The sequence below is a fragment of the Methanobacterium congolense genome, assembly GCF_900095295.1.
GTDB classification, from domain to species: Archaea; Methanobacteriota; Methanobacteria; order Methanobacteriales; family Methanobacteriaceae; genus Methanobacterium_C; species Methanobacterium_C congolense.
On record NZ_LT607756.1, the window covers coordinates 2,354,900 to 2,370,032 of the forward strand.

14 protein-coding genes are annotated in these 15,133 nt (G+C 37.9%); 8 read left to right on the plus strand and 6 right to left on the minus strand.

The genetic code is table 11. From position 1 onward, the window contains the following. Positions 1-34: 34 nt before the first annotated feature. On the minus strand, positions 35-718 hold the full coding sequence (locus tag MCBB_RS11290) for a DUF4013 domain-containing protein (protein WP_071907855.1): 684 nt from the start codon (positions 716-718) through the stop codon (positions 35-37). A gap of 173 nt (positions 719-891) precedes the next feature. On the opposite strand from MCBB_RS11290, the gene hisF reads away from it, so the two are divergent. Then, positions 892-1,716: an imidazole glycerol phosphate synthase subunit HisF gene (hisF, locus tag MCBB_RS11295; RefSeq protein ID WP_071907856.1), complete on the plus strand. Its 825-nt coding sequence runs from the start codon at positions 892-894 to the stop codon at positions 1,714-1,716. 18 nt (positions 1,717-1,734) lie between these two features. After that, positions 1,735-2,661, plus strand: a complete 927-nt coding sequence (locus MCBB_RS11300) for a hypothetical protein (protein WP_071907857.1) — start codon at positions 1,735-1,737, stop codon at positions 2,659-2,661. Positions 2,662-2,824: 163 nt separating this feature from the next. Here the strand turns inward: MCBB_RS11300 and MCBB_RS11305 are convergent, their stop codons facing one another. Next, positions 2,825-4,000, minus strand: a complete 1,176-nt coding sequence (locus MCBB_RS11305; RefSeq protein ID WP_071907858.1) for an AlbA family DNA-binding domain-containing protein — start codon at positions 3,998-4,000, stop codon at positions 2,825-2,827. 135 nt (positions 4,001-4,135) lie between these two features. Between MCBB_RS11305 and MCBB_RS11310 the strand changes: the two genes are divergently transcribed. Beyond that, positions 4,136-4,627: a hypothetical protein gene (locus MCBB_RS11310; RefSeq protein WP_071907859.1), complete on the plus strand. Its 492-nt coding sequence runs from the start codon at positions 4,136-4,138 to the stop codon at positions 4,625-4,627. Between the two features lie 316 nt (positions 4,628-4,943). On the opposite strand, the gene MCBB_RS11315 is transcribed toward MCBB_RS11310, so the two are convergent. After that, the gene (locus MCBB_RS11315) at positions 4,944-5,540 is read right to left on the minus strand and encodes a nitroreductase family protein (RefSeq protein WP_071907860.1); all 597 of its coding nucleotides are present in this window, start codon (positions 5,538-5,540) and stop codon (positions 4,944-4,946) included. A 102-nt stretch (positions 5,541-5,642) separates the two neighbouring features. On the opposite strand from MCBB_RS11315, the gene MCBB_RS11320 reads away from it, so the two are divergent. Beyond that, on the plus strand, positions 5,643-5,993 hold the full coding sequence (locus MCBB_RS11320) for a VOC family protein (protein ID WP_071907861.1): 351 nt from the start codon (positions 5,643-5,645) through the stop codon (positions 5,991-5,993). Between the two features lie 581 nt (positions 5,994-6,574). Here the strand turns inward: MCBB_RS11320 and MCBB_RS11325 are convergent. Beyond that, positions 6,575-8,194, minus strand: a complete 1,620-nt coding sequence (locus tag MCBB_RS11325) for an MFS transporter (protein ID WP_231916366.1) — start codon at positions 8,192-8,194, stop codon at positions 6,575-6,577. Positions 8,195-8,336: 142 nt separating this feature from the next. On the opposite strand from MCBB_RS11325, the gene MCBB_RS11330 reads away from it, so the two are divergent. Both MCBB_RS11330 and MCBB_RS11335 read left to right on the plus strand, forming a co-directional pair. Beyond that, positions 8,337-9,644 carry an APC family permease gene (locus tag MCBB_RS11330; RefSeq protein WP_071907862.1) on the plus strand — a complete coding sequence of 436 codons (1,308 nt, stop codon included), beginning with the start codon at positions 8,337-8,339 and terminating at the stop codon, positions 9,642-9,644. 291 nt (positions 9,645-9,935) lie between these two features. Continuing rightward, positions 9,936-10,457, plus strand: a complete 522-nt coding sequence (locus MCBB_RS11335) for a class I SAM-dependent methyltransferase (RefSeq protein ID WP_071907863.1) — start codon at positions 9,936-9,938, stop codon at positions 10,455-10,457. Positions 10,458-10,752: 295 nt separating this feature from the next. Here the strand turns inward: MCBB_RS11335 and MCBB_RS11340 are convergent, their stop codons facing one another. Then, a complete protein-coding gene (locus MCBB_RS11340; protein WP_071907864.1) occupies positions 10,753-11,760 on the minus strand; it encodes an AI-2E family transporter in 1,008 nt (335 codons plus the stop codon). Positions 11,761-12,329: 569 nt separating this feature from the next. Between MCBB_RS11340 and MCBB_RS11345 the strand changes: the two genes are divergently transcribed. Beyond that, the gene (locus MCBB_RS11345) at positions 12,330-13,025 is read left to right on the plus strand and encodes a methyltransferase family protein (RefSeq protein WP_071907865.1); all 696 of its coding nucleotides are present in this window, start codon (positions 12,330-12,332) and stop codon (positions 13,023-13,025) included. Here MCBB_RS11345 and MCBB_RS11350 read toward each other — a convergent pair whose 3' ends face one another. Next, a complete protein-coding gene (locus MCBB_RS11350) occupies positions 13,026-13,775 on the minus strand; it encodes a hypothetical protein (protein WP_071908095.1) in 750 nt (249 codons plus the stop codon). It lies immediately after the preceding gene. A 255-nt stretch (positions 13,776-14,030) separates the two neighbouring features. On the opposite strand from MCBB_RS11350, the gene MCBB_RS11355 reads away from it, so the two are divergent. Next, positions 14,031-14,981, plus strand: coding sequence for a hypothetical protein (locus MCBB_RS11355; RefSeq protein ID WP_071907866.1), 951 nt, complete (start codon positions 14,031-14,033; stop codon positions 14,979-14,981). Positions 14,982-15,133: the final 152 nt, after the last annotated feature.

Genomic DNA, 15,133 nt, shown 5'->3' on the forward strand with positions numbered 1-15,133 from the left:
TTAAAGATTAAACACACCTTAAACTAAGTCAGTTTTATTCTGTTTCATTAACAAGAACTTCCTCAGTACCATCTAAAGAATCCCTATATATCAGTCCTTGAGATCTAGCTTCAAATAAAGCTACAAATGAATCAAATATCAAAGGTACAAGGAAAAAGCCAATTGCCCTACTACCTATATTGATGAACTCTCCAAGAGCAGCTATTATAATTGCAATTAAAATAGTTGCAATCCACCAAAGGATAAATCTACCCTTACCAATTGTTTTTATCCTTTGAAATATTTCTTTCAAGTCGAAAGCAGCACCAAAATTTCCATGATAAGCAAAGTTAGATATTGCAATGGCGAAAAGCATCAGTGCAGGTATGAGAAGAATTATTCCAACTAAAATAAGCAGCATCCCCCAGCCGTTCCCCATATAAAAGGATACCACTCCTGCAAATATGAAGATTAACGGTGCCAAATAGTATATCAACTGGGCCACAATTACTTTAAATCCATCAGTGAACATCTTAACCCATTCATTGAATTCTGGAAGCTCTGAGTCTCCTTCAATAGTTTTTCTGATTGTCCTAAGTTGGTAGCCGGCAGCGAATATTAAGGGTATTAGAAGGTAACCTGCCAGAGTGATCAATCCAAAAATAAGCCACTTTTTCACATGTTCCTTATTGTAAATAGGAAAATCAAGAGAATTCGATATTATATCCTTTAAATCCATTATTTATCCTCCGTTCAGTTTTACTTGTGATGTTTAGCTTGAATAGGTATAAGTATTACTATTTGTGTTGAGAGAGAATAAGATAGATATTAAAGGGTTTGGAAAGAATTTATTCATGAGAATTAACCATCATGTAGATCCAATAGGATCATCATTCAAATCAGGAGATTAAAATGCTTGCCAAAAGAATCATACCATGTTTAGACTGCGACCTCCAGGTCCCCCACGGCCGTGTGGTCAAGGGAGTGGAATTCAAACAGATAAGATATGCCGGGGAACCTGTGGAACTTGCAACCCGATACTACGAGGATGGTGCAGATGAAATAGTGTTCCTGGACATAACAGCATCACACGAACGCAGGGAAACCATGGCAGATGTTATAAAGGCCACAACAGAGAACGTTTTCGTGCCAATCTGTGTTGGTGGGGGAATAAGAAAACCAGCAGACTACGTGAACATGCTCAGGGCAGGTGCAGATAAATGCTCAACCAACACCGCTGCAATCCACAACCCGGACCTCATAAATGAGGCCTCAAAGGTGGTTGGAAGCCAGGCATGTGTCATAGGCATAGACGCCAAGAGACGCTACGTTTCAGATCCAAAGGATGCACCTGACAAGACCGTCATCGCAACTGAAAAGGGTTACTGCTGGTTCGACTGCAGCATCTACGGTGGCAGAGAATTCACAGGAATAGATGCCCTTAAATGGGCATCTGAATGCCAGGGAAGGGGAGCTGGAGAGATACTCCTAACATCCATGGACAGGGACGGTACCAAGGACGGCTACGACCTGGAGCTGACACGTGCAATGAGCGAAAACCTGGACATACCTGTGATTGCCTCGGGTGGTGTAGGTAACCCAGAACATATCTACGAAGCATTCACCAAGGGTAAAGCAGATGCAGCACTTGCTGCAAGTATCTTCCACTTCAACGAGTATCCTGTGTATGTGGTGAAGGATTACTTGAAGGAGAAGGGTGTTGAAGTGAGAATTTAATTTATATGAAGTGATTTAATGAGTCAAAAAGTGAAGCAAATCATAAATAAAACCTTAATCCAATTAAAGAGAGATATTATAAGAATACAAAGTATTATGAAAGACTCCTCGACCAGTAGGCCTAAAGAATATATGTTTTCTCCCGAAGAATACTTAGAGAAGTTTGAAAGCGATTATAAAGTATTATATCAAAATATAGAGTCAAATTTGAGCTTTTTAGAAAGATATGAAATTAATTTAATTCATCAAAATACTTTTGAATCCCTCAACGACTTTTATCAATACCGTAAGGGTAAAACTCAATTATATAGCTATGATTCTCGAAGAGAATATATATCTTCTCTTTATGAAGATATGGAAAGAGATATCCAATATTTGCTAAAAAATCTATCAAATCTTGAATTTAAAAAACATGCAACTGATCCAGAGCCACTTGGTGAAGATATTTATCATGTTATTCTAAATACAATATTTAACACTGGACGGAGTATGGAAAGATATCCTTCAACTAACATAGATAAAGATGAAGAAGGACTGCGAGATGTTTTATTATTAACTTTACAAAATTCTAATGAGTTATCCGCAACTGGAGAGACATTTAATAAAAAAGGTAAAACTGATATTTTAATTCGCCATGGAAATTCAAATGTTTTTGTTGCAGAATGTAAAATTTGGAGAGGTGAACTTAATCATATAGAGTCAATTGATCAGTTACTTGGATATTTAACCTGGAGAGATTCTAAATCCGCTTTAATAATCTTTGTAAGGAATAAAAAAATTTCATCTATTCTTGAAAAGACTAAAAAATTCACAGCAAAACATCCTAACTATTTAAAACATCTTAATGATGAAAACGAGTCTTGGTTCAACTATCGCTTCCATATCAATGGTGATCCCAATCGAGAAGTTAAATTAGCTGTTTTAATATTTCATATTCCAACTTAATTTGTGGAATAATAAAGGATCTGTTGAATCTCGATTAAAGTCTCAGAATTCCAATCTATTAAAAGAAGGATTTAAATCCATAAAAAATATTTTAGAAGGTTGTGCGGGTAGCAATGATCCCTATTACTAATAAGAGGAATTACAAAGATTATGGGATTACAACTTACTCTTGTTCTGGTTTCCAATCTCCATTTTCGTCATAATTGGGCGATTTAGCTTGTCCACAAGCATTCCATACAGAATCGAAACATGGTTTTAAGATTTTTGAGGTTTTAACCTCATAATCTTCAATTAATAGTTCTGGTAAAAGTAGAACATCTCTGTCAATAACATTTGGTGGATTTAATCTGATTGGAAATGACCTTGGATGAGGAGACATTGCAAAACCTTTCACCCCCAATGCTGTCAAGAATATAAAAACAGGTAATTCCACATTTAGTTCATTATAAATATTTAAATAGGAATTAAGAGATCGAATTAACTGTTTTTCATGAAGGCTTCGGGTAAATAATTTTTCCGGATTATTTATTAAAGAGGTGACACTAGCTTCAATAATTCCATTTCTGTAAATCTGAACATAAGAATCCGCTTTTTCACCAATTAAATCATAAACTAAAAATCCATCTATGTTATATCTTCGATATGCAGGTGCACCATAAATAGGTTTCAATTTGTTTATATCAGAAATAATTGATTCAATTTCATAATTTTGACCTACGTTAAAGGAATTAACAGGTATTAAATGAAGTAAAAATTTTGCTCCTTCTTCAAGAGGTACTGGGGACTCTCCTGCCATTAAATTTGATATTCTATCTTCCCTAAATTTTTTAATTCTTTCTGTAAATGTTTCTGAGAAATTAAAAGCCAATCTAATCTCTTCAACATCCAAAGATTGTTTCCCATGTGAATTTCTTGAGAAAAATCTGTAATCCTTTTTCAGTATAACTCTATGTGGGCTTCTCCAGCTTTTAGGAATTCTAAGTACCAATACAATATTTGAATTGGAAAGTTTAACATCTTTAAATTGTACTGGAGGCATTTTGGGTTCAATACCATTCCGGATCAAATCTTCGATCTTGCCTTTTAGCTCGTCTAAATTATCAACAGGAATACCTTCAACTTCTGTAGGGATCCCATCATTTTCTTTTATTCCAAATATGAGGTCTCCCCCACTAGCATTTGTAAATGAAGAAACATCAGCTAAAAATTCTCTTTTATCTTTATCACGACCAATATTCAACGCACTTTTGTATTCTATCGTTCTAGATTCTAAGACTTCATCCTCAACAAGGGATTGTAAATCTTCTTCAGTTATTTCTTCAATATTCTTTCTAATCATACAAACACCGAGTATTGTTAGTACATTCTTATTAATAAAGCTAATACTATTACATAATATTCAAATTCTCAAAAACCATTATAAGGTCTCAAATTCTAAAAAATAATTAAACATAGTGTATCAGGGGACAATAAATTGCCAAAACGAAAACACGTTTTCCTTGACGACGATGCAAAGATCCGGAGAATGGAGAACAAAATAAAGAAGTACGAGAAGTACAAACCCTACGATCAGAAAACTGCAGAGGAAGACTTCCGTCAGCAGAAGAAAATGGCCCAACTCAGTGTGGTGGCCAGCAACTTCATGATGACAGGGCACAGCCCAACCCTGGTTTTAACCAAAAGGGAGGAAGGAGACGAAGTCCTTCTACCAGTGGGTGGAGGTCAAAAGGACAGGGCCAAGGAGATCATATCCAAGGTCGACTTCAGGAAGCTCTACCGGGCAGGTAAGGGCAGGACTGCGGACCCAATGATGATCATAACCGCCATCTGCATGTACGTCATGAGGCAGGACAACCCCCGAAGAGGGGACATAAAATATTCCAACGATTTTATAAGGAAAGTTGGAGTAACCAAGGAGATATATCAGCACATAAGTCAAAAGCTGGACTCCTACGCGAAAGCATGAAATCTGATAGGTAGCTCTATATAGTGATAGGAAAAATATCGAGCACCTACTTTTCTGATTTATTTATTCAATTAACAATCCACATGATCATTTCATCGTCTGTTTCTGAATGTTTAAAGGAATTTTTAAGGAAATTTTTTAGAAATAAGCATTATTAAAACTTGTTTAATCAAAATAATCTTTTTTATCAAAAATCGTGTTTTCTGATACGTCGCTTTATATAATGATAGCAAAAATATCAACTACTTCTTTTAAATCTAAATTTAATTACTTCAAAAAATAAATAAAAATTAACTTAATTTTAAAAATAGTAAATTTAGAAGAATATATCTTCTTTAGGGAATCTAACTTTGGGCCTTGGACTATCAGCAGCATACCCCAATGTAACCAGGAGTGTTGGCACCAGATTAGATGGTAGTTCCAAAATCTCAGAGTAAGCTGCAGGTTCAAATCCCTGTACAATACAGGAATCTATTCCCAAGGATTTGGCAGCATAGATAGCCTGGGTTACTGCAATATAAACGTTTTTCTGTGCTTCACAGAGCACTGATTCTTCAGAGCCACTGAGCACCAGTTGGGTGGCTGTTTTATACCTGTTTATTTGTTCTTCAGGAACTCCAGCAGCCTTCATACCATTAATTATCTTTTCTATCTGTCCCTGGAGATCTCTGTTGGCGCAGAACACCAGCACATGGGAACACTTGGTTATCTGGCTTTGATAAAAAGATTTATCGTATAACTGTTCTTTCAAGTCATCATCTGCCACCACTTTTATTTTCCATGGCTGCATATTCAGTGCAGAAGGTGAAAGTCTTACCATTTCCAGTATTTCATCTATCAGAGCATCATCAATTTTTCTATCTTCATATTCTCGAGAAGCAAACCTTTGTTGCACCAATTTTTGGAATTCCATTGTATCACCAGTTTCATTATATGGAGTTCATCATTTAAAAACAGTGTATTAATTAGAGTCTAAAAATAAATAATAATATCAGTGAGGAGTGGGAGGAATTCCATGAAGGTTAAAAACAGCGTTGTTGCTGCGGAAAATCTGGACGAATCTGCCAGTTTTTACACGGATGTCTTGGGAATGGAAGAAGTAAGGCGTTTTAGCCCAGTAAAAGGTTTAACCATAGCCTTCTTTAAAGGTGAAGGAGAAGCCACCATAGAACTCGTAGAAGGTGAAAAAGGCAAAAAAGGTCTTTACATGGTCGGTGTAGAAGTGGAAGATATGGCTGAAGAAATCGCTAAATTAAAAGCCAAAGGTGTTGAATTAACCCGAGGCCACATTGGTCCACCGGGAGGTCCTAAAGTGGCCTTTTTAGAGGGTCCAGATGGTGTGGAGATAGAGCTGATACAGCCGTGAATACACCCCTTTGCCAACAGTTCAAAAATCTAAATTTAAAATTAAAGAAGAGTTTTTAGATAAAAGGTGGTTGAATGGTAGAAATGTCCATTAAAATTTTATCTAGTAGTTATTGTAGCTATTATTATAGTTACTGTGGACTATCTCTTCTTCAGGGGGCATTCTGGCAACGCCTCTTTTTCAACGTTGGAATTTTTCTGGCGTACCTATCTCTGTATCTCAAATTTTTAAATACTTAATAAAGAGGACATGATTTCAACGATTTTTTTTAAGGAAATTTTCAAAAGATAAGCATTATTGAAACTTTTTTAATCAAAATAATCTTTTTTATCAAAAATCGTGTTTTCTGATACGTCGCTTTATATAGTGATAGCAAAAATATCGACTACTTCTTCTGAATTATTTCAACAATTATTCAAGATTTCATATTAAGAACTATTTTAACGGCAAATTTCATTTATTTTAAGAATTAAGCTGTTTTATAACTTTTATTGAATGAATACATTAATGATATTCGCTCATTCCAGGATCATCTTTTTCATAACAGTAAAAACCTTTACAAAGGTTTTATCCATCTGATGTTACTTCTGTTTCCCATCAACACCTTGAGAGGAACTTTGCTCATCAACATCATGATACTTTTTCAGTAAATATCTTTCTTCGTCTTTTTTAGGGAATATGAAGAAGATAATTGCAGCTCCAAGGAGAATGGCCATAATTCCAATGAGGTAGGTCCACTGATCTCCCACCAAAAATGAGGATTTGGCTGCAGCCATAATCTGTTTCGAGTATGCTGGGTGCTGTTGGGCCATTGTGGCTGCGCTTGCATAGGATTTTTGTAACTCCACCTCTATGGTGCCGGAGATCTTCTGCTGGGCTGTGGTGGATAGATTACTTATTTGTGCAGCGAAGGCATGGGCATAACCTGCTGTGAGTGTGGCCCCAAATATGGATGTCATGATGGCCCCACCAAAATCCCTCTGTAAATCTGCCGTTCCTGAGGCCATGCCTACTCTTTCAACAGGTACAGAGCCCGTCAGAGAATGTGAAGCAGGGGTTCCTGCCAATCCCACACCCACACCCACCAATGCATAGGCCAATCCCACCTTCCAATAGGGGATGTTGTCCTTCCATAGCAGTAGCATTGCAAAAAAACCCAACAAACAGAATAGATAACCCACCAGAAGAGTAAATCTGGCCCCTTTAGATTCTACGAGTCTGGCAGATTGGGGTGCCACCAGTATCATACATAGAGCTGCAGGTAAAATTGCTAATCCTGCATCAAGTGTTGAATAATTCAGAACGTTCTGTAAAAACTGCTGTCCCACGTACATTGCCCCCATGAGTGATCCAAAAACGATTATCCCTGCACAGGCAGCTACCCAGAATATTCTCCGACCAGCTACTTCAAGATCGTAGAGGGGATTTTCAACACGTTTTTGACGTATGATAAATAAAAATCCCATAATTACAGCCATTAATAACAGTGTAATGACTAAATTACCTGAATTTGGAACTGGAGCAAAATTTATGGCCAGGATCAATGCTCCAAGCATTAGAAGAGATAACATTCCACCAAGGTTATCCAAGGGATCCTTTGTCTCATTCACATGGGAGGGTACATACTTAATAGCCATGAACAACGCTAAAATTGCTAAAGGCACGGTTATTAGGAATACATAACCCCATTCCCGGGAAAGTAGTATGTATCCTGAGAGTAATGGCCCAAGTGCTGCAATGGCAGCCCCTATACCTGACCACAGTGCTATGGATTTTGTTCTAGCAGGACCAGACCATAATGCTGCAATCAAGGATAGAGTGGTGGGAAAAGCCATTCCAGCAGCCAATCCACCTAGGATACGTGCCATGATCAGGACTTCCACCGTTGGCGCAAAACCTGCCATTAAAGAGGAGGGTATGGCCAGGAGAGTTCCTGCAATTAACATTAATTTTCGGCCATGGTGATCACCTAGAGCACCGAACCACAGCACAGATGCAGCAAGGCCCAGAGAATATCCTACAGCAATGAGATTTAACTGAACCTGCGAAGCATCAAAAGCAAGCCCTATTGAAGGAAGAGCTACGTTTGCAACGGATAGATTAAGGTTGGCCACCCCTGCCACTAAGATTAGAGTTGCTAAAACGATTTTTCCAGGTCCATCCTTTGCTTCTTCATATTTCATAGTGTTAACCTTGACCATTCATTCCCCTCTTTTATTTTTTTCTCAAACTAATCTGTTAACAAAAATATTTATTATTTTTTGAAATTAATTAAATAATGTTCATAATTAAGAAAGTTTTCTGAAATATTTCAAATACACACGTAGATAGGGTAGGTTACCTATGAAAAAAGAAAAAAACACTTCAACTATTGGTCTGTGGTCTGCTGTGGCCATAGGTATTGGTGGGATGATTGGTGCAGGTATTTTTTCTGTTTTGGGTATCGCAGCCAAAATAACTGGAAACTTGGTTTATCTGTCCTTCATTTTCGCAGGAGTGATCGCTCTTTTAAGCACATATTCCTATGCTAAACTTTCATCAAAATACCCCTCTGCCGGCGGCCCAGTTGAATTTTTAATCCGTGGCTTTGGGGACGGAATTTTAAGTGGAGGATTCAATTTTTTACTTTATTTCGGATATGTTTTCGTTTTAGGAGTTTATGCAGAAGCATTTGGAAGCTATGCAGCTACCTTCCTGCCCCAGGAATTATTTAAAATAGGAGTGGATGTCTTTGCAATTCTCATAATCCTCATATTCACTTTGATCAATTTTCTGGGCCCTAAAGCCGTTGGAAAATCAGAAACTCTCATCGTTGGGATAAAAGTAAGCATATTGATTGTATTTGCAGTGGTTGGCCTATTTTTCATTAAACCCTCGTTACTGACTATTTCAACACAGATTAACATGGGCACCATACTAACAGCAGCAGCTCTTTTATTTCTGGGTTATGAGGGTTTTGGTTTAATTACCAACACAGCAGAGGATATAGAAAATCCTCGTAAAAATATACCGCGGGCTTTGTATTTGTCCGTCATAATGGTTATGTTGATTTATGTACTGGTTTCCATTTCAGTGGTTGGGAATCTTTCCATCCCCACTATAGGTAAAACATCAGATTATGCCTTAGCAGCAGCAGCAAAACCCTTTGCTGGTTCTTTGGGTTTCACAGTCATGGTTTTGGCTGCACTGTTTTCCACATCCTCTGCTATAAATGCCACTTTATATGGTGGGGCCAATGTGAGTTACCTCATGGCCAAAAAAGGAGAATTACCCCATTTTTTCAGGAGAAAACTGTGGTTGGAAGGTAAAGAAGGCCTTCTCATTACCAGTGGGCTGGTGATCGCACTGATATTTTTCTTGAACCTGAGTAGCATTGCTATGATGGGCAGCGCAGCATTTTTACTCATTTACACCGGGGTTAATCTTGCCCACCTTAAACTGTGCAATGAAACCCGAGCTCACAGATCCATTATTTATCTGGCTATCCTGGGCTGCATGTTCTCTTTTTCAGTTTTGGCCTATTACGAGCTCTTCCATTCTCCATTAACAATAGTTGTTCTTGCTGGGGCAGTTCTGTTTTCCTTTTCATTCGAAGCAATGTACAGAAAATTTTCCAGAAGAAAATTTAAAATAAGGACAATTAATCATTAAACCTTTAAATTAGGAAATTTAAGCTAAATACAGAATAAAGAACTGTATTTGGCAAAATCGGGATTTTTATAAAAATTCCTATTTTCTGATACGTCGCTCTATACAGTGACAACAAAAATATCGACTACTTCTCTTCTGAAATTCATTTTAAAATCTATCATAATCATTGAACACCTATTTTTGACGCCATCAATTGTTATCAAAAAACGATTTATCTAATGAATTGCAGAATATTCCTAGTTTTAACCCACTGCAATTTAATAGAAGGTGATCACACTGCCTAAAGAAAGAATGTCCAACACTTCATTCAAGTTCATGAACCTGACCTTTAAAATAATGGATTTTATCCATCCCTACATCAAGAAAAGGGTGAAAACATTCGATATAGAGAAGGGAATGACCGTGGTGGACTACGGATGCGGACCCGGACGCTACACAACAGAATTAGCCAAACTCGTTGGGGACCAGGGGAAAGTTTACGGTGCAGACATCCATGAAATGGCCATAGATGCTGTGCAAAAGAAAATAAATAGTATGGGGCTTAAAAATGTGGAAACTGTACTTATTAAAGGCTACAATTGTCCCCTTCCCGACGGGATTGCAGATAGAGTCTGTGCACTGGACATGTTCTTCATGATCCAGGACCCAACCACATTTCTAGGTGAGCTCAAGAGAATCACCAAACCCGAGGGAGTACTCATAATTGATGATGGACACCAAAAAAGAGTCTTGACAAGGAAAAAGATAATGAACTCTGGACACTGGAAAATCCTTGAAGAAACTAAGGATCATTTGAAATGCAAACCTATTTAATCATTGCATTATATTTTTTATAGAGATTTAAAGGATTTTTTAAGGAAATTTTTTGAAAATAAATATTTTAAAAGATTTTTTAATCAAAATAAGCCTTTTTATCAAAAATCATGTTTTCTGATACGCCGCTCTATATAGTGATAGCAAAAATATCGACTACTTCTTCAGAATTATTCAAAATCATTTAAAAAAAACTGTTATATTGAATTTATAAATTATTTAAAAAGTTTTTAAAACTAAATTATCTTATTTTTAAAATTAAACTATTTTTATGATTTTCATTAAAAAATGAAATTTAAGAAGGTTTTTCATCCTCCTCTTCCTTTTCTGCTTCATCGTCGGTGGTCAGGAGCAGCGCCAGCCAGCGGGTTTCATGAAAGTTTTCCAGGTACTTGATAACCACCAGAGTTAATGGCACAGCCAGGAACATTCCTGCAAACCCTAAAATCCATCCCCAGATGAACAATGAGACAAACACCACATAAACAGACATTTGAAGCCCTTTACCTGTGAGTTTTGGGAACACATAGCTTTCTGCAATGGTATTAACTATCACAAAGAGGATGGCTATGGCGATTGCTCCACCTATACCATATTTAGCCCAAGCCACCAGGATTGGAGGTATGGCAGCTATTATGATCCCTATGTATGGTATGAATCCCAGTACAAATGTGAGTATTCCCCATAGAATAGCAAAATTGATATCAAAGAGCCAGAAAATACCCACAAATCCAACTGCTGCCAAAAGGTTCACCTTTATCCTGATCACGAAGTATTCAATGAAATCAGCAACCAGATCAAAGGTATGTTTCAATGTAAGACTATTTTCACCCAACCCCTTTATCAATCGGGATTTAACATAGGGCAGTTCATATATCAGGAACATGACAGCGAATATCAGGAAGAATCCCATCTCTATGATCCCTGCGATGTTTTCCAGAGGTATGTTAGAGAATATGAACTTGATGATCTGGTTGGCGTAGGTGGCAAGGAAAGAATTGGGATCGACGGTTATGGTTGATACTGCTGCCACCAGCTGACTTATACTCATTACCATAATTGCCAACAAGCCCAATCCCAGAACAAATGTTAAAGCCAGGGTTATGAGAATGGACACATTGTAAGAAAATCCCTTCTTCTTAAGCCACATCAAAAAGGGGTAGATGAGTATGCTAATGAAAATGGAGATGAGTACAGGCCCCAGAATCGGAGAAATATACTTCATTCCAATGGTTGCCAGTATAATAACAGATATTATCAAAATTTGATTAAGAAAAGGCGGTATTTTATAGTTATCAACCATGTTTTTTGTCCCCTAAGCTTTTCCAAAACCTCAACCATATTACTATTTAATTAAACTTTCACATATAGTTTATTAAGAAATTTATATTGTTCGATGAAAAGGTCCAGCATTTTAAGTTTCAAAGGTAAAAAGGAGAGTGTAGGGTTGTTTTTTAACCAGAGCCAGAAATAATATTCAAGGATTTTAAAAGGAAATTTTGCTTAAAAAATGGAGTATAGAAGTAAATAAAGTAAAACATGGATTTTTAGACGGAATAATGAAATCTGATACGTCGCTCTATATAGTGATAGCAAAAATATTGACTACTTTTTTGAATTATTTTTGATCAGCTCAGCGCCAGCATGACATGGCCATCATCTAGAAAAGTTTAGAAAGTCTATAAATTTATTTTTAAGGTTTTAGAACATTTTAATCATTCCATTCTCATTTTACCTTCAAATACCTTGCAGAATCTATGAAATGCATTCAATGATTTTGATTTTAAAAGATTTTAAAAAATTCTAAATATTCCAAGGAACAAAGAACCTATTGAAATCAAGATTTTATTTTAAACAAAGGGAAGCCATCACATGCCTACCTATAAACCATCCAAAATCAGGATATCCCTGGCTATGGTATGTGTTCTCCTTCTTCCAGTAGCCCTGCTCTACACTTCAGGTAACTGGTTCTGGATCCAGGGATGGATCTTTGGACTGTGGCTTGTGGCCCTGACCTACACCATATTCCTTTACATGTACTTCTACGATCCGGAACTGCTCATGGAAAGGTACAGAAAACCTGGAACCCCTGGTGAAAAGGGATGGGACAGGTACTTCATGTACCTCCTCGTGCTGGGATTCATGGCATGGTTTCTCATCATGCCCATGGATGCCGAAAAATACGCATGGATCCCAAATTTCCCATTTTACCTGGAAGCACTTGGACTCATCTTTCTAGTGGGCTGTTTCTACCTGTTCCTAAAATCTTACATGGACAACACCTACCTATCACCCCTTGTGAGAATACAATCGGAAAGAGGTCAAAAAGTAGTTTCCACTGGAGTTTACGGGTGGATAAGACACCCTTTATACCTTGGAGGTATCTTATTCTTCTTAGGTGGTCCTCTTCTCCTTGGGTCAATCTACGGGTTCATCATAGGCCTTCTGATGTCCCTGTCCCTGGTTCTCCGCACCATGGGCGAGGAGAAGATGCTGACTGAGGAACTGGAAGGATACGCAGACTACAAAAAGAAGGTTAGATACAGGTTAATTCCCCATGTATGGTAACTACGCTTGGTTTTCCAGGGCTTCAAATATAAAACGGGGCCTTTTACCATATTTTTCAATGAGTTCCTCAATCTCCTCATCACTACCTGCCAAAGGATGGTTTCTAACTATTTCCCTGATTTCATCCTGGCTGTAGGATATTCTAACCACATCGAAGAACTGTTTCAGGATAAAAACCAGGAATCTTGATATGAAATGGAAATCTGTGAGGATGTCGTACCTCACTCCCCTGAACTTCACGACCCACGATGTCTGGAAGAGCAGGTTGATATTTTTCAGGTCCCCCCTGTGTTTCAGGTACTCGTACAGCACCATAAAATATAAAGAAAATGTTCCAGGCCCATTCTCTTCTGTCCATAACCCCAAGCCCATTTTAGTACTGTCTATGTGCTCTGAATCAAGGAAGTGGTCAGCAAATAAAACTACGTCGTAAGCCGCTACCTTTTTATAGGTTTCTTCCTTGGATTTGACGCCCATATCCTTTTCTATGGTGTCCCAGAATATATTGAACACCTCTGAAGGCTTGGTATTAGCATCTATAAATATGAATGTGTTGTAAAAATCAAGGCCCAATCTCGATATGGCCTGATATATGTTGGCAGATTTACCTGTGCCTGGTGCCCCTAAAACAAGTAAAATTCTCCCTTTTGTTTTTTTTAAATGCTTCATGGCATGGCAAAGCTCGTGAAATGAATCTGTTTCAAGGAAGTATTCACTGTCACGTGATGAGAGAACTTTAAGATTTACCATCAGTATGTATTTTGGTTGGAGGTGGTTATGGAATTTTTGATCCTGCAACTTCATGCCTTTTTTGAACATCCTAAAAAAAATATTCTCATATCCTTGAACCTCCCTAATTGAGAAAAACATGTTCTTCTTTGAAAATTCTAAAAGGAATGATTTAAAAGCGACATGCAACATATTCCATAACCACAGATTTTTAATTTAAACAAAGGGATAAGTAATAACTAAATTTTGTAGGTATGAGTTTGAAGGAGATGGAACATGTCACTTGTAATAAACACAACAACACCTGAGGGTATAGTCCTGGCTGCAGACAGCCGTCAGTCTTACAGGAACCTTAAAGGAATGGCCCGTATCGGCAGCGACAATGCTATAAAACTTTTCCAGATAAACAAGCGCGTTGGAGTTGGAATAACCGGACTGGCATTCCTTGCAGATGACGGAGTGCTCAAGAACATAAGCAAGTTCATTGAGGAGTTCAAGAGAACCTCCAAGATCGAGAAGATGGAAGTTGAAGAGGTGGCCCGGAAGCTTCACAACCTCTTCAACACCAAGTACCACTGGCAGGAACAGCTTGACCTTGCAAAAGCCAACATAGAAAACGACCTCAAGGCAAAGGGATGCCAGTTACAGGAGATCCACAGGGAGAATTACGCCCTGAAGTTCCGTTTCAAAACCCCCCAGGGGACAATTGAGGATGGAATGGCTGGTGTGGACCTCATCGAACTTTTGGTAGCAGGTTACAACAGGGACGGCTCCCACGAAGTTTACGGTTGCCAGATACCTGGTGAAGTCCAGAGAAGGAGGAACAGTAAGGAACGGAACAACGAGTATGGAAGCTCCTGGATAGGGCAAGGGGACGTTGTTTCAAGGATAGTTCTGGGCTTTGATGGTAGGATAGGTAACGTGCCCTTTGCCAAGGATGTTGCAGCAAAGATTGGAGATGCTCAGATGTATGAACAGCTTAAGGGCCTTGAATATGCAATTCAATGGGGAACAATGACCCTGCAGGATGCTGTGGACTTCTGCACCCTCATGATACAGACAACAGCTGCAATGCAGAGATTTTCAGATGGAATAAATGCAGATCCTGGGGACATGCCTGGAGTTGGAGGCCCTGTGGATGTTGCGGTGATAACTGCAGATAACGGCTTTGTCTGGGTGAACAAGAAGAAATTGAGGTCCGGCGGTAACGAGGTGGATATGGGTTAATTTCACCAACTGGAAAACCTCAATCTTTATTTTTAAAGCCGATTGTAATGAATAAAATAATAGTTTAATTCAAATATTGATTAATATTGTATTATTAACTAATTTCAGATAATTATTAGGATTTATCAGTAATTTTACACTTGAAAACTATG

Bases quoted from the DNA above. Each gene is read 5' to 3' on its own strand.
- MCBB_RS11315 (WP_071907860.1), bottom strand. From the start codon at position 5,540: ATGGAATTCCAAAAATTGGTGCAACAAAGGTTTGCTTCTCGAGAATAT.
- MCBB_RS11355 (WP_071907866.1), top strand. From the start codon at position 14,031: ATGTCACTTGTAATAAACACAACAACACCTGAGGGTATAGTCCTGGCT.
- MCBB_RS11340 (WP_071907864.1), bottom strand. From the start codon at position 11,760: ATGGTTGATAACTATAAAATACCGCCTTTTCTTAATCAAATTTTGATA.
- MCBB_RS11290 (WP_071907855.1), bottom strand. From the start codon at position 718: ATGGATTTAAAGGATATAATATCGAATTCTCTTGATTTTCCTATTTAC.
- MCBB_RS11350 (WP_071908095.1), bottom strand. From the start codon at position 13,775: ATGGTAAATCTTAAAGTTCTCTCATCACGTGACAGTGAATACTTCCTT.
- MCBB_RS11305 (WP_071907858.1), bottom strand. From the start codon at position 4,000: ATGATTAGAAAGAATATTGAAGAAATAACTGAAGAAGATTTACAATCC.
- MCBB_RS11300 (WP_071907857.1), top strand. From the start codon at position 1,735: ATGAGTCAAAAAGTGAAGCAAATCATAAATAAAACCTTAATCCAATTA.
- MCBB_RS11325 (WP_231916366.1), bottom strand. From the start codon at position 8,194: ATGGTCAAGGTTAACACTATGAAATATGAAGAAGCAAAGGATGGACCT.
- hisF (WP_071907856.1), top strand. From the start codon at position 892: ATGCTTGCCAAAAGAATCATACCATGTTTAGACTGCGACCTCCAGGTC.
- MCBB_RS11345 (WP_071907865.1), top strand. From the start codon at position 12,330: ATGCCTACCTATAAACCATCCAAAATCAGGATATCCCTGGCTATGGTA.
- MCBB_RS11320 (WP_071907861.1), top strand. From the start codon at position 5,643: ATGAAGGTTAAAAACAGCGTTGTTGCTGCGGAAAATCTGGACGAATCT.
- MCBB_RS11335 (WP_071907863.1), top strand. From the start codon at position 9,936: ATGTCCAACACTTCATTCAAGTTCATGAACCTGACCTTTAAAATAATG.
- MCBB_RS11330 (WP_071907862.1), top strand. From the start codon at position 8,337: ATGAAAAAAGAAAAAAACACTTCAACTATTGGTCTGTGGTCTGCTGTG.